The 17,481-nt window shown below is 35.5% G+C and carries 27 protein-coding genes and 1 pseudogene; all 28 read left to right on the forward strand.

All coding sequences use genetic code 11. From position 1 onward, the window contains the following. A pseudogene (locus Q5Y73_RS09430) lies at positions 1-220 on the forward strand (hypothetical protein); the annotation flags it as partial. Positions 221-242: 22 nt separating this feature from the next. Further along, positions 243-713: a hypothetical protein gene (locus tag Q5Y73_RS09435; protein WP_305991644.1), complete on the forward strand. Its 471-nt coding sequence runs from the start codon at positions 243-245 to the stop codon at positions 711-713. Positions 714-911: 198 nt separating this feature from the next. After that, positions 912-1,373 (forward strand): hypothetical protein, encoded by a 462-nt coding sequence (locus Q5Y73_RS09440; protein WP_305991645.1) that lies wholly within the window; start codon positions 912-914, stop codon positions 1,371-1,373. 375 nt (positions 1,374-1,748) lie between these two features. Then, positions 1,749-1,967: a hypothetical protein gene (locus Q5Y73_RS09445; protein WP_305991646.1), complete on the forward strand. Its 219-nt coding sequence runs from the start codon at positions 1,749-1,751 to the stop codon at positions 1,965-1,967. Positions 1,968-2,101: 134 nt separating this feature from the next. Continuing rightward, the gene (locus tag Q5Y73_RS09450; protein ID WP_305991647.1) at positions 2,102-2,287 is read left to right on the forward strand and encodes a hypothetical protein; all 186 of its coding nucleotides are present in this window, start codon (positions 2,102-2,104) and stop codon (positions 2,285-2,287) included. Between the two features lie 117 nt (positions 2,288-2,404). After that, on the forward strand, positions 2,405-2,554 hold the full coding sequence (locus Q5Y73_RS09455) for a hypothetical protein (protein ID WP_305991648.1): 150 nt from the start codon (positions 2,405-2,407) through the stop codon (positions 2,552-2,554). Further along, the gene (locus Q5Y73_RS09460; RefSeq protein WP_305991649.1) at positions 2,547-2,780 is read left to right on the forward strand and encodes a hypothetical protein; all 234 of its coding nucleotides are present in this window, start codon (positions 2,547-2,549) and stop codon (positions 2,778-2,780) included. The genes Q5Y73_RS09455 and Q5Y73_RS09460 overlap by 8 nt, the downstream gene beginning before the upstream one ends. Positions 2,781-2,810: 30 nt before the next feature. Next, positions 2,811-3,272, forward strand: a complete 462-nt coding sequence (locus Q5Y73_RS09465) for a hypothetical protein (RefSeq protein WP_305991650.1) — start codon at positions 2,811-2,813, stop codon at positions 3,270-3,272. 51 nt (positions 3,273-3,323) lie between these two features. Then, a complete protein-coding gene (locus Q5Y73_RS09470; RefSeq protein WP_305991651.1) occupies positions 3,324-3,566 on the forward strand; it encodes a hypothetical protein in 243 nt (80 codons plus the stop codon). Between the two features lie 22 nt (positions 3,567-3,588). Then, complete coding sequence (locus tag Q5Y73_RS09475; protein ID WP_305991652.1) at positions 3,589-3,723, forward strand: hypothetical protein; 135 nt, start codon at positions 3,589-3,591, stop codon at positions 3,721-3,723. Between the two features lie 160 nt (positions 3,724-3,883). Next, entirely contained in the window at positions 3,884-4,105 is a 222-nt protein-coding gene (locus Q5Y73_RS09480; RefSeq protein ID WP_305991653.1) for a hypothetical protein, read from the forward strand. A gap of 45 nt (positions 4,106-4,150) precedes the next feature. Beyond that, positions 4,151-4,426: an HNH endonuclease signature motif containing protein gene (locus Q5Y73_RS09485; protein WP_305991932.1), complete on the forward strand. Its 276-nt coding sequence runs from the start codon at positions 4,151-4,153 to the stop codon at positions 4,424-4,426. Between the two features lie 3 nt (positions 4,427-4,429). After that, positions 4,430-4,564 carry a hypothetical protein gene (locus Q5Y73_RS09490; protein ID WP_305991654.1) on the forward strand — a complete coding sequence of 45 codons (135 nt, stop codon included), beginning with the start codon at positions 4,430-4,432 and terminating at the stop codon, positions 4,562-4,564. Positions 4,565-4,666: 102 nt separating this feature from the next. Next, on the forward strand, positions 4,667-4,981 hold the full coding sequence (locus Q5Y73_RS09495) for a P27 family phage terminase small subunit (RefSeq protein WP_305991655.1): 315 nt from the start codon (positions 4,667-4,669) through the stop codon (positions 4,979-4,981). Continuing rightward, on the forward strand, positions 4,956-6,695 hold the full coding sequence (locus tag Q5Y73_RS09500; protein WP_371320183.1) for a terminase large subunit: 1,740 nt from the start codon (positions 4,956-4,958) through the stop codon (positions 6,693-6,695). The genes Q5Y73_RS09495 and Q5Y73_RS09500 overlap by 26 nt, the downstream gene beginning before the upstream one ends. 15 nt (positions 6,696-6,710) lie before the next feature. Next, a complete protein-coding gene (locus Q5Y73_RS09505) occupies positions 6,711-7,928 on the forward strand; it encodes a phage portal protein (RefSeq protein ID WP_305991657.1) in 1,218 nt (405 codons plus the stop codon). Between the two features lie 22 nt (positions 7,929-7,950). Beyond that, positions 7,951-8,676, forward strand: a complete 726-nt coding sequence (locus Q5Y73_RS09510) for a head maturation protease, ClpP-related (RefSeq protein WP_371320190.1) — start codon at positions 7,951-7,953, stop codon at positions 8,674-8,676. A gap of 2 nt (positions 8,677-8,678) precedes the next feature. After that, positions 8,679-9,827 carry a phage major capsid protein gene (locus Q5Y73_RS09515; RefSeq protein ID WP_305991658.1) on the forward strand — a complete coding sequence of 383 codons (1,149 nt, stop codon included), beginning with the start codon at positions 8,679-8,681 and terminating at the stop codon, positions 9,825-9,827. 80 nt (positions 9,828-9,907) lie between these two features. Continuing rightward, positions 9,908-10,171 (forward strand): hypothetical protein, encoded by a 264-nt coding sequence (locus tag Q5Y73_RS09520; protein WP_305991659.1) that lies wholly within the window; start codon positions 9,908-9,910, stop codon positions 10,169-10,171. Positions 10,172-10,182: 11 nt separating this feature from the next. Then, complete coding sequence (locus Q5Y73_RS09525; protein ID WP_305991660.1) at positions 10,183-10,719, forward strand: head-tail connector protein; 537 nt, start codon at positions 10,183-10,185, stop codon at positions 10,717-10,719. After that, a complete protein-coding gene (locus Q5Y73_RS09530) occupies positions 10,716-11,027 on the forward strand; it encodes a hypothetical protein (protein ID WP_305991661.1) in 312 nt (103 codons plus the stop codon). The genes Q5Y73_RS09525 and Q5Y73_RS09530 overlap by 4 nt, the downstream gene beginning before the upstream one ends. Further along, complete coding sequence (locus Q5Y73_RS09535) at positions 11,027-11,428, forward strand: HK97 gp10 family phage protein (protein ID WP_305991662.1); 402 nt, start codon at positions 11,027-11,029, stop codon at positions 11,426-11,428. The genes Q5Y73_RS09530 and Q5Y73_RS09535 overlap by 1 nt, the downstream gene beginning before the upstream one ends. Continuing rightward, a complete protein-coding gene (locus tag Q5Y73_RS09540; RefSeq protein ID WP_305991663.1) occupies positions 11,429-11,803 on the forward strand; it encodes a minor capsid protein in 375 nt (124 codons plus the stop codon). Positions 11,804-11,813: 10 nt separating this feature from the next. Next, a complete protein-coding gene (locus tag Q5Y73_RS09545) occupies positions 11,814-12,329 on the forward strand; it encodes a hypothetical protein (RefSeq protein WP_305991664.1) in 516 nt (171 codons plus the stop codon). Positions 12,330-12,379: 50 nt separating this feature from the next. Beyond that, positions 12,380-12,805 carry a hypothetical protein gene (locus Q5Y73_RS09550; protein WP_305991665.1) on the forward strand — a complete coding sequence of 142 codons (426 nt, stop codon included), beginning with the start codon at positions 12,380-12,382 and terminating at the stop codon, positions 12,803-12,805. A gap of 41 nt (positions 12,806-12,846) precedes the next feature. Continuing rightward, complete coding sequence (locus tag Q5Y73_RS09555) at positions 12,847-13,068, forward strand: hypothetical protein (protein ID WP_305991666.1); 222 nt, start codon at positions 12,847-12,849, stop codon at positions 13,066-13,068. Continuing rightward, a complete protein-coding gene (locus Q5Y73_RS09560) occupies positions 13,069-16,653 on the forward strand; it encodes a hypothetical protein (protein ID WP_305991667.1) in 3,585 nt (1,194 codons plus the stop codon). It begins immediately after the preceding gene. Continuing rightward, the gene (locus Q5Y73_RS09565; RefSeq protein WP_305991668.1) at positions 16,653-17,474 is read left to right on the forward strand and encodes a phage tail domain-containing protein; all 822 of its coding nucleotides are present in this window, start codon (positions 16,653-16,655) and stop codon (positions 17,472-17,474) included. The genes Q5Y73_RS09560 and Q5Y73_RS09565 overlap by 1 nt, the downstream gene beginning before the upstream one ends. Positions 17,475-17,481 lie beyond the last annotated feature (7 nt).

A 17,481-nucleotide genomic window follows, 5' to 3' on the forward strand; every position in this document is an offset into this window, starting at 1 on the left:
AACCGAGCACCTATTAGAACAACGAAAACAAATAGAAAACTATAAACCACATATGGTCGTATTCAAAGAGTTAGAACGGAGTTATCGTAAAAGACATGGTGAACGAATGATACCTACATGTCCGAATTGTAGTCGAGGATTTCGTTTTGAAGAGTTATCGGGTTGGGTTAATGAAAGGTTTGAAAAAGGACTTCGAGAAAAGGAGAAATCAAAAGAATAAGCGCTCATTTGGGGGTGGGAAAATGATAGAGTTATTTCCAAGTATCACTGAACAAGATAAAGAACAAACGAAATTTTACTTAAAAAAATACCCTGATATGAAAAGTTTGATGAAGGACTTTGAAAAACATGCTTCTGACATGTACCAAACAGATGTTGAAGGAGAAACAGCAAAGAAGGAAAGTAATGAGGAATACTATTCAAATAAGACCGCTAACACTGTAGTGTTTGATGAGAAGAGAAGGTTGATATACTTGGAATATAAAATACTTTCAGAAGCTATAGAAAGAGCAGTAGCCTTGATTATAGACGAAGAAGAACGGAAAGCAATGTACTATAGACACCTAAGAGGGTACAGCTACAAAGAAGCTATGAATTTCATGCCTTACACTGTTAGTTCAAAGACATTTGATCGGAGATTGATAGAAGGATTAGTTTCAGTCACTAACACATTAAAACTTTGGGGAGTATTAGAAAGAGAGTGGAAATATTGACGGTAAATTGACGGTAATTAGACGGTCAACTGACGGTTAAACCATGGTAATATTATATTATGAGATATAAAGGAAGGGCGCACATAAGCGCTCTTTTTTACATTACAGCCCATAGATAAGAGTCCAAGCAAATTGATTAGAATTTTCATAAGATAATGTGAAATGATATTTTAATTTAATGAGTTGGGAGGCGATTTTATGGGATTAGATAAAGGTCCTTTTGTTGTGGCTGATACGGTTTCAGTTGATGATCCGTATGGAGGGGAAGGCACAATTGTACTTCCCTCTAGTATAGCTACACCCGTTGCAACTATTAATTTTTGTGTGAAAAACCCACTGAAAACACAAGTATCACTCGATTCAATGGTTCAAATTGCTGTACTACCAACTTTTCCGCCAGGTAGCGCTATAGAATTTGCTGTAACATATCAAGTTATCCGAGACGATAACCAAATCATTGCATCGCTTAATGATGAAATGGACTATATCACTGCAGTTGCAAATGGAAGACATACAAACTTCCCTAATTTTCCTGTATTAGATGAAAATCCACATACTGGGATCAATACGTATGAACTTGTATGTACTAGAACTGCAGGTCAGACTTTAGTCATTTTTGCAGGTTCACGAAGTCTTAAAGCCACAGTATTCACGTTATAGAACTATAGTTTGAAAATAAGATCTTATATTTAAACGGATAACAGAAAGGACGTAGAGATACGTCTTTTTTTTGTTGGGAAAAATAATCATCCAGTTAAATGATTGATAAACAATCAAATGTATTTTATATGGCTATTGGGGTGGGGAGCCAAGGATGATAAGCAAACTAACAACTCATTATTGATATACACTCTGTTCCTGCCTAAGACAACACATTCTCATGACTACCTTTGAGAGTTAAATTAAAGGTTGTGTGTTGATCGGACCTCCTTTCTACTCTATTGTGATTCCAGCGATTAAGGAACAGATCGGGAGCGCTAGCGGTGAGCGTTAATAATCACCGTTATTTGTATTTTATAGGAGGTGTGAGAGTTTATGCATATGAAGGATTTGTGTGGATTTCATGTTGAAAATGGTGACTTTCTAGAATCTGAACTCAGTGATAAGAGTTATGAGGTAATTGAGGTTAATCATTATGGAGGATATGAAGTTGATGTTACTGTAGTGGAAGTAGATCAAGATAACAATAGGATTGGAGAAGAGTTTGAAGCTGATGCATTATTCTTTTTAAAGGTTAGTGAGATTATTCGTTAAGAAGTCCCTATTAAGATTACTCTCAACAGGGACTAATACAAACAACTTGCTTTTATATTATTCCAAATAGCAAATTAAATATAAGTATTATATGGGGTGAGTAAATGGTGGTTGAAAGGAATGAGGAAGAAAAAATGACTAAATATAAATTTTGGTTTACTAACGGGAGATTTGTAGGTGTTGAGTTGAATGATGAAGAATTTGAAGAACTGAAAAATGATTGGTGTGTTGAAGGTAAAAACAAACTAGCATTAGGAAACGTTTTGATTAATTTAGATGAGGTTTGCTACATTTCTAATGAACATAATGAGGAGGTATAGTAGATGCTCAAGAAACTATGGAACAGATTCATTAGAAGTACAACACATATGGCTACACCACATGCAAGGAACAGGAAAGAGCGTAGGCATGGGAGATCAATATAGGAGTGAATGAGAATGGATGCTTTTACTAAAGAGTTTAAACAATTAGTCGGGGAATCGGAAGAAGCGAGAAAGGAACATAACAGAATAAGCAAAGAGATTAAAGAAGGTAAAGTGTCTTTGGGGAAAAGGGTGAGAGAGAGGAGGACACGTATTAATGGCTAAGTTAACAAAACAAGATGATATATACATCAAGCAAATGGAATCATGGTTAAAGGAACAGGAAGCTTATAAAAAACAAATTAAGACTAACATTGAGACATCTAGCGAGATTGTAAGACAGAATAAAATACAACTGAAATGGGCTAACAAGAGAATAAAGGTTGCAGTAAAAGAATATAACGAGTGGAGAGTAGAAAAGGGATTGGATGAGATTGAATATAATGTTTAACTTCAAGCACTTACAGTAGTGCTTTTTATTATGTCTAAAACAATAAAAAAAGAAAGGTTGATAAGAATGACGAATGAAAAACTATATGACTTTTATGATCGATTAATTTATATGAGAGATAATGAAATGTTAAGTTCTGAATTAGTAGATAGTTATAAGTGGTTAATGCTTACTGTAGAATACCAACAAAAGAAAATAGAGGAGTTAGAACAGATTGCATTAGATGAAGAAGGTATTGCAATAGCCTTTGAAGGGTATGAGGGTAATTATCATGTTGATGATGATGAAGAACAAACAGAGTATAGATATAAAGTTGAAGATAAAGAAAGGTTTCATAAATTCATAAAAGCACATTTACTTGATCAAAAGGATTCAGATACAGGAATGTCTTGGGTTGGTTTAATGTATGACGAACTATTTGAATACCTAATTGAAGAAGCGTATTTATTTGAGTTGGTGGATGAAGGTGTTTTGGTGAAGAGTAGTATATAACGGTATCTCAAGATACTGAGTGATATCGATTATAAGAAAGGATGATGAAAGATGAAACATATTTACGTTAAATCTGTAGAGAGTTTTACTGTGACCAATAACGTCAACGGAGTTGTAGCCGAAGTAAAAGAAGGAGAAGAATTCAAGGCTACATTGTATGAAGAGACTGAGGAGTATTTCACAACGGACTCTAAGAAAAGAAGAGTGTATGTTGGTGCGGTAGATGCGGAGGGTGTTATTAATATTGAAGACTATTTTAGGTTGCTACCAGTAAGTGAAAACAAAAGAAGTTAGAAATTAATAGGAGGTATTATTGATGGATGTTATATGTTTATGGCCTATGAGAATTAATGGGGAAGAAGTGCCTATTGGCAAGAAAATTTCTTTAGATAAGGAAGAAGAGTTAATTCTAATAAAAGATGGTTACGCTGAAGAAGCAAATGAAGAGTAAACTAATGACACACTATTGTATTGATAAAGCATGCGGTTATGAAGAAACAAATCATAAGATACGGGATGGAATAAAGTGTCCTAAATGTAAAGGGCCAGTTATGAGTGTTCATCCAGATAAAAAAGAATAGAAAAAAGAAGCATGAAATGGAGGGGATATTATGAGCAAAGGAGCTTCGTTAGATTATAAGTGTAGAAGATGTGGCAAGGTAGTTAAAGATTCACATGTACCTGATGGTACATTAGCGGTTGTCTATCTTACTATTGGCGCACAGTTTCCAAAGGAATGGGGTGATACAGCGGTGAATATGATATCCTCACATCATTGTAGTGATGGGAACATAGGTGTGATAGATCTAATTGGTTGTGAGTTCGATAAATAAATGAAAACAACAAAACCATTTTATAAAAGTGCTGCATGGAAGTCTATGCGGTTATTTGTATTACAAAGAGATAGTTACTTATGTCAAAGGTGTTTAAGAATGGATAGACTCACACAAGCAAACATAGTACATCACATCAAAGAGTTAGAAGATTATCCAGAGTTAGCATTAGATCCTAATAACTTAGAGAGTGTTTGTGCAACATGTCATAACCAACTTCACCCTGAGAAAGGGGAAGGAAAGAAATTAAAAGATAGAGCAGAAATAAGATCAAGAAGAATTAAGGTGATAGAAGTGAAAGCCAATGTTGAGGAGGTATGAGGGGTGACAATGAAAGCTAAGTGTACAAACTGTGGTGATGAACTAGAACAAGAACAACCACAAAATTGGGAAGCTTATTGTAATAAGGAAGAGTGTAGGGATGCAGCTATAGAAAAGGTGATAAATCTGAGTGGATAGCCCCCCCTACCCATAAAGTTAAGAGTAAGATATCCAGAGACCGGACCCGCACATTCGTTCACACCGCAGAAGAATTTTTCATGAAAGGGGGGTAACGCAAATATGGCTGTACCCACTGCTAAGAAAATACGTGAATATTTAGGTGACTCTTATGAGGAATCAGACGAGGAGTTAATTAAACTTTATATTGAAACGCATCAGTTTTATAGGAGGTTGCAAAAGGAAGTAAAGAATGGTGATTTGATGTATGAACACACGAATAAAGCAGGTTTTCCCAACCTTATAAAAAACCCCCTTTCCATTGAACTGACTAAGACGGTGCAAACTTTGAATAACCTTTTGAAGTCTCTTGGCCTAACTCCTGCACAGCGTAAGAAAGTGGTGAACGAGGATGATGACGGATTCGACAACTTCTAATAGTTTTAGTGTTTCTATTTTAGGAAAACCGTCTGAGACACTCCTAACCAATTGGTATGCTGAACAAGTAGTAAAGGGAATAATCATAGCATCAAATAAGGTGGTTTTAGCTTGTAGAAGGCACTTGAATGACTTAAAAAGGCAAGGGAATGATGATTTTCCTTATGTTTTTGATGTAGAAAAAGGGCATAGGCCCATTAAGTTTATCGAGACTTTTTGCAAACCGTCTAAAGGGAAGTTTAAGCAAATGATTATGCAACCTTGGCAGCATTTCATTATTGGTAATTTATATGGGTGGGTTCATAAAGACACAGGGTTAAGGCGCTTTACTGAGGGCCTTATTTTTGTTGCTCGTAAAAATGGGAAATCAGGATTGGCTTCAGGATTATCAATATATGGGTGTACAAAGGATGGAGAAAGAGGGGCTGATATCTATGTTTTAGCCAACAGTATGAAACAAGCAAGAAAAACTATCTTTGATGAATGTAAAAAGATGATAAAGGCCTCTCCCAAATTAAAGAAAAGAATAAAAGCGTTGAGAGACATTATAGAATATGAACAAACTAACTCCATAATTGAACCCCAAGCATCGGATTCAGAAAAATTAGATGGTTTAAATACTCACATGGCTTTATTTGATGAAATCCATGAGTACAAAGAATACGATCTGATTAATATCATAAAAAACTCAATAGATGCTAGGGAACAACCATTATTACTTTATATAACCACTGCAGGATATCAACTTGATGGACCATTAGTTGATTATTACGAAATGGCCACAGATGTTTTAGAGGGAGTAATTAACGATGAAAGAACATTTTATTATATTGCAGAATTAGATAGTGAAAAAGAAATTGATAACCCTGAAATGTGGTACAAAGCAAACCCAAACTTAGGTGTGACATTTGATTTACAAAAACTTATTGACGCTTGGAACAAGAGAAAGAATGTGCCTAAAGAAAAATCAGATATGATTGTTAAAAGATTCAATATATTTGTGAAATCAGATGAAATGTCATTCTTAGATTTTTCCACACTTAAAAAAAACAATAAAAATCTTGATGTTGAACAGTTGAAAGGTATGACAGCAGTTGGAGGGTTTGATTTATCCGAAACTGAAGATTTTACAAGTGCATGCCTAGAAATCCCTCTCTTAGATACAGGTGAGGTTTTTGTGCTTTCTCATTCTTGGGTTCCTGAAAAGAAAGTGGAACTTAATAATGAGAAAATCCCCTACTTAGAATGGCAAAATGAAGGTCTTTTAACTATATCCAAAGGTGAGTATATCACTAAAGAAGATATATATGATTGGTTCGTTGAAAAGTCCAAGTATTTTCATATACAAAAAATAACTTATGATCCTGCTAAAGCTTACCGACTAGTAAAAGACTTGGATGCTTATGGTTTTGCAATGGAAGTAGTTAGACAAGGGGCCTTAACTCTTAGTCCGGCACTAAAGGATATAAAAGAATTATTTTTAGACGGAAAAGTTATCTTTAATAACAATAGAATGCTTAGATGGTATATCAACAACGTCAAATTGGTTGAGGATAGAAACCGAAATTGGTTGCCAACTAAACAAAATCGTTACAGGAAAATAGATGGATTTGCTGCTGTATTAAATTCTCACTCTGAAGTCATGAAATTAATGGTAGAACCTAAGGGAAGTGGAGATATAAACGTAGTATCTATGAAAGATCTAATGAATTAAGAAGGAGGTGAGGGATTGAGATGGAAAAAAAGATTTAGAAGTGCCATAAAGGGGGCTGTCGCAGGGTGGAAAGGTAAGGGGTTTGACTTTTCTAGTTGGTTTGGTCGTTCTTTTTGGGGTACAGATAACACAAAACTAGCAACAAATGAAACTATTTTTAGTGTTGTCTCGAGATTATCAAACAGTATGGCTTCATTACCTTTAAAGCTACATCAAAATTACGACACAGTCATGAATCCATCATCAGATGTTTTGATTAATACCCCTAACGCTTACATGACTTCATTTGAATTGATTAGAAATATAGAAACAATGAGAAATGAAACTGGAAATGCCTATGCACTTATTGAACGAGATATAAGAGGGCAAGTATCGCGTATTACACCACTTATCTCAACGTATGTAGAACCTTTATTCGATAAAGATAGTGGAGAGTTGTGGTATAAGGTGATAGGTGATAATGGAACCTATTATTTTCATAATTTAGATATCTTACATTTAAAGCATATTGTCGGATCAGGGAATTTAACAGGAATAAACCCCATTAAGGTTCTAATCAACACGAGTGATTACGATAAGGCGGTACGTGAGTTTAGTTTGAATGAAATGACAAGTGCAGCACACTCTTTTATCTTGAAATACGATAGGACGGTGGATCAAGAACAGCGTAAGAGGGTTATTGAAGATTTTAAAAGGTTTTACAAGGACAATGGTGGTGTTTTATTTCAAGAACCAGGTGTTGAGATTAAAGAAATTCAAAGAAAATACATTCCTGCAGATACATTTACATCAGAAAAAATTACACGTTCTCGTGTGGCTAATGTCTATAATGTTCCAGTTACTTTTTTAAATGATACAGAGGGCCAAAGTTATTCCAGTAGTGAACAATTAATGCGTGTATTTGTGCAACTCACATTAATGCCTATTGTAAGACAGTATGAACAAGAATTTGATCGTAAATTACTAAATGAACAAGAAAGGGGAAGTGGATATTACTTCAAATTTAATGTAGGTGCTTTATTGAGAGGTGACACAGCCGCAAGAACCGCCTTATATCATAATGGTTTACGTAATGGGTGGCTTAGTAGAGATGAAGTAAGGAAATGGGAAGACTTACCCCCACGTGGAGGTAAAGCAGATGAATTATGGGTTAGTGGGGATATGTATCCTTTGGAGATGGACCCTACTCAACGTAAAGGGGGTGAGAAGATTGACGGAGAAACAAAAGAATAATGTTCCAAAGAAATTTTGGGAAATGAAGATGTCTGCTAACGATACAAGTTCAGCAGATATTTTTATTTATGGGGACATTGTTAGGTGGGTGTGGGAAGATTGGTTCCCAGAAGATGTTTCGTCTAATTCATTTAAAGATGACTTAGACGAAATCGGAGAAGTAGATGTTATTAATTTATACATTAATTCACCGGGAGGGAGTGTATTTGAGGGTATAGCGATTTATAACATGTTAAAAAGACATAATGCGAAAGTGAATGTGTATGTTGATGCGTTAGCTGCTTCAATTGCAAGTGTTATAGCGATGGCTGGAAATACAATCTATATGCCTAAAAATTCGATGCTTATGATCCATAACCCTTGGACTATTGCGAGTGGTAATGCAAAAGAATTTAGGAAACAAGCAGATGATCTTGACCGCATTGGTAACTCTAGCAAACAAACCTACTTACAAAAATCAGGGGATAAACTGACCGATGAAAAACTTCAAGAAATGCTAGATGAAGAAACATGGCTTTCTGCTGATGAAGCTTTCCAGTATGGTCTGTGTGACGTAATTGAAGAAGAAAACCAAATGGCAGCATCAATTAGTGATGAACTATTCATGCATTATAAAAATGTTCCGAAACAGTTAAAACAAAAGAAAAAATCAACATTTTCAGATTCGGAAATGGCTGAACGTAAAAGAATAGCAGAAGAAGCGAAAGCTAATTCAGAATATATTAAAACGATTTTAGGGGGAATTTAATAATGAAAACATTATATGAATTGAAGCAAAATTTAAACACAATTGGTCAACAGTTACAAAAAGTAGAAACAGAATTAGCACAAAAGGCAGTGGATCCAGCTGCAACATCTGAGGATATTCAGACGTTACAAAAATCAAAAGAAGATTTAAAAATGCGTTTTGATGTCATTAAGGAACAGCACGATACATTAGAAGCTGAAGAAAAAGCGAAAATAGCTGCTAAAAATGCTTCTAATCCTATTGATGCGACGGAACCTTCTCAGCGTAAGATGCAAGCAAAGGCGGAAATAATTCGTGCCACTATGAGTAAGCAAGCAGTGTCAAAAGATATTTTCCAAGCACTTGGAGATGACGATACAACTGGCGGAAATAAATTCTTGCCAAAAACGGTTTCAAATGAAATTCTAGTAGAACCATTTGTTAAAAATCAATTGCGTGGATTATCAAACATTACTCAGATCCCAAATTTAGAAATTCCAAAAATGAATTTTACACTAGATGATGATGATTTTATTAGCGACAAAGCTACAGCTAAGGAATTGGAAGTAGATGGGGATACTGTTTCTTTTGGTCGTAAGAAGTTTAAGGTGTTTGCAGGTGTTTCTGAAACAGTTCTTAATGGATCTGATGCTAATTTAGTATCAACAGTTGAAATGGGTTTACAATCAGGAGTAGCTGCCAAAGAAAAGAAAGTTGCTTTTGCAACAACTCCAAAAGCAGGAGAGGAACATATGTCATTCTATAAAGTAGGGATTACTGAAAAATCAGCAAGTAACATGTATGATGCTATAACAGATGCAATTGCTGATTTACATGAAGATTATCGTGAAAATGCAAGGATAGTTATGCGTTATCAAGATTATAAAAACATTATTAAAGAGCTATCAAATGGAAGTTCTACATTATTCGCAGCTCAACCTGAACAAGTTCTTGGTAAACCAGTTGTATTTTGTGATTCCGCTGTAAACCCAATTGTAGGTGATTTTAGTTACTCTCATTTCAATTATGATTTAGATGTTCTTTACGACAGGGATAAAGATGTAAAAACAGGTATTGAAAGCTTTGTTGTTACTGCGTGGTTTGATCATCAAATTAAGCTTAAAACAGCATTCCGTATTGCTAAAGTAGTTCCTGAAGTTCCTGAAGCTTAATAAAAAATAATATGTAATCAATAAAGGTGAGAATGTGATTAATTTCTCACCTTTTTCTTTTGAATAAAGGAGGGCGCAAGATGTTTGAAAGTAAAGTAATTAAAGATTTTAGAGATAAGTATTCCACAAATGTTTTTAAAAAGGGTGACACCTTTACATCTGAGAAAAAAGAAAGAATTGAAGAACTTGAAAAACTTGGTTACATCAAAACAGAAGAAAAAACAGAAACTGTTGGCCCTAAACACGTTGGAGGTGGTATGTATGAACTGCCTAACGGTGAAAAAGTGAAGGGAAAAAAAGAAGCTCAGGCTCGTTTTGAGGAAATAACTAGAGAAAATGACTGAGGTGATAGTATATGTTAGCTAGTATTGAACGCCTCAAAAAAATATTAATGATTCCTGAAAGTGATATAAGCCAAGACGAAGAACTATCAATTTTGTTATCTGCTGCATCTGAAATTATAGAAAAACGTTGTAGTAGGAAATTTAAACTACAAGAGCATAATGAAAAACATAGTGGATCTGACTGGGATCATTTATTTACAAAAAATTACCCCATTACTAACGTAGAATACGTGAAATTGGATGAAGAAGAGGTAAACGATTACGATTTAATAAACGAAGAAGGGATATTGTTTAGAGAATCTTGTTGGCCTAAAGGTCAGAGAAATATTGAAATTAAATATAATGCCGGTTATGCGGATAATATCCCTAAATCCTTAGAACAAGCCTGCTTATTTCAAGCAAAAGTATTGTATACAGAAGAATGGGGAAAGGCTTCTGAGCGTATTGGAAATCAATATTCTGTAACCTTCATGCAAGGTGATACTAATGATCTACCTCCTGTAGTGTTAGCTTTAATTGGGCCATATATAGGGAGGGCAGTTAGATGAGACATATATTTAATCAAAAATGTACTGTAAATGAATCAAATCATGCTGATAAATGGGGGAATCCAGTAGATCCTACTACAAAAACATATAGCTGCAGAATAGAAGAAGAAAAGAAAGTCATCACAAATGATCATGGTGAGGAAGTCACTTCTATAGCGGAAATTCTATTTCATGGTCAAGTAGGTATAAAAACCCATGATGAAATTGAATGGGCAGACCAAAATGGAGACAAACAAAAAAGCACCCCTGAAAAGATTAGTACTATAAAAAGTAGTTCAAGAGTCCGAATGACAGTGGTGTATGTGTAATGGATTTACAAATAGATACCACAAATCTTTTCAAAGGGTTGGATTTAACAAAGAAAAACATTCAAGAAAGAGCTATAGAAGGGATGCAAAAGGCAGCAGATGACTTGTTGAAGGAATCCAAAAAACTAGCGCCTAAGAAGTCAGGGGATTTACGTATGTCTGCAAAGGTTGAGGTTTATGTAAGAGGGGATACAGTAACAGGTGAAGTTGTTTATACAGCTACATCTAAAACAAAGTCAGGTTGGAAATATAATTATGCTCTTAAATTGCATGAAATGGGTAAATTTAAGAATCCAACCACATCTGGAACGAGTCCTAAATTTTTATCTCGTCCACTTAAAGCGAAATATGCAAAGTACATGAATGACGTTGCATCTGAGATAAGGAGGGAGACAAGCTAAATGTTTTCTATAGAATCCCTTACTGAGTACCTTGAAAACGAAGTTACTTATAATTATTTTGTGAATGATTTTCCCTCAAATTCTCCTGATTCTTCAGCTTTTTTGAGGTTTGAAGGTGGTTTTACTCCTAGCAAATGGACAAGTTTTAAAAGACCATCTTTTCAAGCGATTGTGAGAGGAGGGAAAAATGAAGGGAAAGAGACAGAGCAAAAAGCAAATGAAATATATCAGTTTTTCCATCAAAGAAAAGAATTTGAAATAGAGGGGTATCGAATTGTTATCTGTTTAGCAGATCAGTCGATACCTTTTCCAATTGGTACAGATGAAAACCATAGACCGTTATATTCGGTCAATTTTACTTTAACATTAATTTAGGAGGGGTAATATGCCAACAGATAAAGATACTGTCCATATTGGACCATGTAAGGTCACATTTGATATTGGAGGCGACACACCATTTGTGATTGATAAAACTGCAGGTCCAGTGAAGTTTACCTATGAAGAGACAACTAAAGAAATAAAGGTTACTCAAACAGGCGATACACCTATTGATGAGATTGTAATAGGAAGAAATGTGATGGCCGAAGTTCCGATGACTAGGAGAGATTTGGATGCCTTACTATTAGTTATACCAGGATCTGAAAAAGTGGGTGATGCTAGGGTTGATGTGTATGCAAATAAAGTAGTTAGTTTGTTAGATTATGCGAATACAGTTACGATTGAACCATTATCCGAAAAAGCAACAACTGATGATACCATTACGATTTATAATGCTGCACCTAGAGCTAAACTAAATTACACATACGATTATAATAATGAACAAATTACAGATGTAACATTCAAGGGTTATCCGGATGCAGACGGAAAACTTGTAGGTTTTGGTGATCCAACAGCAGTTTAATAACGAGGTGGGGAGAAATCCCCATCTTTTTTTAATGGGGAGGTAATAAAGTGAAATTCAATTTCAAAAAAGACACAGTGAAGCTAGGAAACAAGAATGTTGAAATACCAAAGCTTACGATCGCAAAGTGGAAGTTGCTTTTTGATAATATCCAAGCATTACCGCAAATCATATTAAATATTTTGGCGGTGAAAGACACAAAAGATTTTTCTTCTACTTTGATAGTTGGTACAGGAATGGCTATTGATGAAATAGTTGGAATGGTGGCAGTAATCACAGGCTTAGATGTTGAGTACATTGAGGAGAATGCAGATATAAACGAACTAAGTACATTTATTTATAAAACGATAAAGAAAAACGATTTACAGGAAAGTGTAAAAAACTTCCGAGCCGTCCTAGGAAGTATGAAGCAAGAGAAGCAGGAAACCGAGGGCGGCAAATCACACTTGATGAATGGCTCCACTACTGTACAGTAAGGTTGAATATTACCCAAAAGCAACTAGAAGATGATTACTATATGATCGATTTACACCACATTTTATTGCACTTAGAAAAACAAGAAGCAGTAAATACAATGAAACAAATAAAAATTAATTCAATTCCATATATGGAAAAACAAAATGCAGAACGATTTATACAAAGTTTGAATGAAACGGCAGGCATAAATGAGATAGAAGAACAACAAGATTTTGACAGATCTGCTTTTGATAGATTTAAGCAAAAGTTTGGGGGTGGGTAAATGGCAACAGACGTTGGAGCGATAAAAGCAAAACTAGAATTGGATGCACAGAATTTTAAAACTGGTATTGAAAAGTCCAAGACAGAAATGAAAACAATGTCTGAGGAAGTGAAGAAGTCTAGAAGAGATTTTCAACAGCTTTCTAAATCTTTAATGGACGTTGGTTTAGGTGGTCGAGAAGTTCGCAAAATCCAAACAGAATTAAGAACAACAAACCCTCAAATTCTTGAAAAGCAATTAAAACTTGTTGAAGCTCAACTAAGAAGAGTTGGGGCAGACAGTAAACAAATAGAAAAAGTTAAGCGTGAAATCATGGACACGCAAAAAGAGACAAAGAAAACAGAAGAACGTTTCAGAGGGTTAGAAACAGCATTAGCAGCAATGGGGACTGGATATGCATTACAAGGGATGTTGAGGGTAATAAACACCTTATCCAATGAAGCAGCACAATTAGCTGTCAGTTACGAAGGTTTAATTGAAGTAAGTAAGGCTCTTAACCATGATACAGATACCGTAACAAATGCTATGGATGATTTGGTTGCTAGAGGATTTATGAGTGTACAAGAAGCATCTGACGCTCTTAAAACAGCCCTTGCAACAGGCTATACATTAGATGAATCTATTAACTTAATTAATGCTCTTAGTGATGCTGCTGCCTATAATAGAGAATCCCATTTTGCATGGGGTGAAGCAGTAGTGCAAGCAATTCGAGGTATTAAAAGTGGTAACAGTACGTTGACAGATGCAGCAGGGATAACAACAAATCTAAGTGTTATGTATGATAGGTATGCAAAGACTATAGGAAAGTCGGCAGCCACATTAACCGATGCAGAAAAAGCTCAAGCGGCATATAACGGAATGCTAGAGGATGGGGCGTTATTTGCAGGGAATGCAGATAAAGCTATGGAAGGTTATGCCGGATCACAGGCAACATTTAATCAATCACTAGCAATGGCTAGGGCAGAGTTGGGCGAAGCCTATATGCCTGTTTTACAAGACATCATGGAAACATTAAAACCAATAATCAAATCCTTTTCAGAATGGACAAGTGAAAATAAAGCAACTATAGCTTCATTAACAGCAGGGGTTGTAACCGTAACAGCATTAACAGCAGCTTTAACAGGATTGGTAACTGTAGTGGCTATACTTAGAGCAGCATTTATATCATTGAACATTGCTATGGGGCCAATAGGGTGGACGATTGCAGCAATATCATTTCTTGGAATAACAGCAGGAACATTAGCTTATAAATCTGCAGCAGATGATACTAGTGAATCAGTTTGGAAATTTGCTAAGAGTCAAGAGGAGCTTAATCAAAAGTTAAAGGAATCACCTTTAAATAACTCTGCTCAAAATGTTAAAGCTATGCAAGAGGACATAGAAACCATAAATAAATTACTGGAAGAACGAGCAGGATTAGAATCTGAAATTGCTAAAGAAGAATCTAAGTTGATCGACCAAAGAAATTTAGAAGTCATAGGTGATGCTTATGAGCAAATAGAGGAATTAGATGGACTCTTATCTGAGTTAGGAATTGACACTCCCGATGAAGCACAGAAAACGGTTGAGAGGTTAACTAAGGCAGTAGAGGATTCTGTTCATGCGATACTAGAGCTAAAGGGTGCAGAGATTCAACAAACAGCTTCACAAGCACGTCACGTGGATGAAATGAAGAATCTAATCTCTACATATGATGAACTAACCGAAAAAGAGAGCCTTTCCTCAGATCAGAAACAGGAACTTAGAAGCGTTGTTGAACAACTTAAAGATGAGTATCCAACGCTTTTGGCTCAATTAGATGAAGAGGGAAAACTACACATCACCAATAAAGACGCTATTGATGAATTGGTTGATGCTGAGGAAACTATGTTCAAAAAGAAAAGCGAAGGACTACTAAATGAGCTAGAAGTAATGAGAACCACGACTAATGAAAAATTGAAGTTAATCCGCAAGCAAATATTTGCTAATCAGCTTCTTTTAGAATCTCAGCCTACTACTAGTGATGGATTGAACCTAGTCTTAGGATTACAACAAGATCAATTATCACCCGAAGATCGAGATAATATTCTCATACAACAGCAAAAGTTAAAAGCTGAGAAAGATGAAGTTTTAAATGCTTTAGCTGAAATTGATAAGACTATATATTCCATTAATTCAGAGGATTATTTAAAACTACCTGAAGAAGATAAAAAGGAAACTAAGAAAACAGCAGGTAAATCCCAAAGTGAAATTGAAGCAGATCTCAGAGCTAGTAACTTTCAATCTTCACTTTCTACGACTAGGTACGTTTCTGAAATGTATAATCAAACGGAAGAACAGCAGATCGAAGCACTGGAAAAATTAAAGACTAACCATGCGAAATACCTCAGTGAAAATATAGATGATGAGAGAATGATTGATCTTGAAATTAAACGACTAAAAGATGAATCGTATGAAGAAAGTTTTAGAAACTCAGTCCAATGGATTGAACGTGAAACTTATTTTAAACGCTTATCTCTTGATGAACAACTTGCAGCATGGCAACGTGTGATGGAACGATACGAACAAGGAACAGAGGAACGTGAACAAGCCGAGAGAGAACTGTTTAGGGTAGAGCAAGAGATTAACGATGAACGCATAAGAGAAGCCGAAGAAGTCGAGAGAGAACGTGTAAAAACAATAGAAGATTCAACGGATCAAGTCTTACGAAACATCCGAAAACAAGAGCAAGCTGAACTGGATGCCATTGATCGTAAAAGAGACAAAATCAACGATTATTATGATGAAGTCTTTAACGAAATGGACGAGGAAGAATACGAATATGAGAGAAAGAACCTTGTTGATGAAATAGAGAAATATTCACAATCTACATCTAAAGAAGGTATGGAGAAATATGCTGATTTAAAGGAACAGTTGAGAAAGCTTGACCTAGATGAAGAAAAGCGACTCCTTAGATTAGAACGTGATGAAAAACTCGATAGCCTAGATGATCAACGTAGAGATGTTGAACGTCATTATGATGATTTAGAAGATGCTTTTTTACGTTATGTGGATGATATCAAAAACGGTGAAGTTGATTTGCAGGACGACAGGCTAGATATATATGCAGACGGTAATAAAAACATCTTAGATGATTTAGAGGATTTTGTAAAAGAATATAATGATACTCTTAGAGACTTAGAAGATACTCCTTCTAAACCATCAAGTAGTAAAGACGATGATGATTGGGACCATTACGAGGATAAATACGGTCCAGTTCGAGATACTCCGCGAAATCCACGAACAAACCCTAAAAAGGGTGGTGGTAAGAAGTATCATACTGGAGGTATTGGCGGTATTCAAAATTTTAGATTTGGCGATAGATTATTGCCTAACGAATTGCACGCTATAATCGAACAGGGTGAAACGATTCTACAGCCAAAACAAGTATCACAATTAGTGAACACACTTGGAGATAAACAAGCATCAAAGACGGTTAACAACTATTATGATTCTCTAATAAGACACGACGGTGATGTAAAACTAGAGGATCAAGCAGACATACAAACCTATTTCAACGAACAACAACTTGCAGCACAACGGTTAAAAGCAGGTGGTGATAGATAATGAGATACTACGAAAACGGAGGGGGAACGATTGGAGGCGTTCCCTTTAAAAACTTAGGTTTAAAGCTAACCAAAGCTAATATCCCACTATTACCAGAGATCAAATCGACTGAGGAAGAAATACCAGGACTTGAAGGAGTTATTGATTTAGAAACTAAATACGGAGCTAGATTAATTGAATTAACATTTATATTAGTTGAAACGGATGAAGTATTATATCAAGTTGCTCTCCAAAACATAGCCAAAGTCATGAATATAAAAATCGGTTTGCAGCCTCTTGTATTGGATCGAGCAGGAGGAAAACGGTGGATGGTGAAGGTTAACGGAAACATACCGATTGAGAAACTAGCACAGATGGGAGAGTTCACCGTCCCATTTAAAGCACCTTTCCCATTTGCCGAGAGTGTGACAGATACGATGGAAGAAATAGACCTAAACGATGGGTATATGTTAGGCATGAATTATCGACTAGATATGAGTCCTGAGAGTTATATCTTTGATGTTATCGATTCTAACACCTTTGATGTATTCCATGCAGGGAATCATGAGGTTGATCCAGTTATAAAGATATCAGGAACAGGTAGTGAAATCACACTTACAAATGATACAACAGCGCAGGGGTTACATTGGTCTGGAACTCTCAATGGTACTTTAGAAATTGATTGTAAAAAGAAAAGAATCAAGTTTAATGATCAAAATGCATTTTATGATTTTAGCGGAACTTATCCGAAACTGATCGAGGGTGACAATAGCATAACTATTACAGGAACTTCACTCAATTGTGAGGTTTCTTTTATTTTTAGGCACACTTACCTTTATTAAGGAGGGG

The organism is Chengkuizengella axinellae, assembly GCF_030730905.1.
In the GTDB taxonomy this organism is placed as follows: domain Bacteria; phylum Bacillota; class Bacilli; order Paenibacillales; family KCTC-33759; genus Chengkuizengella; species Chengkuizengella axinellae.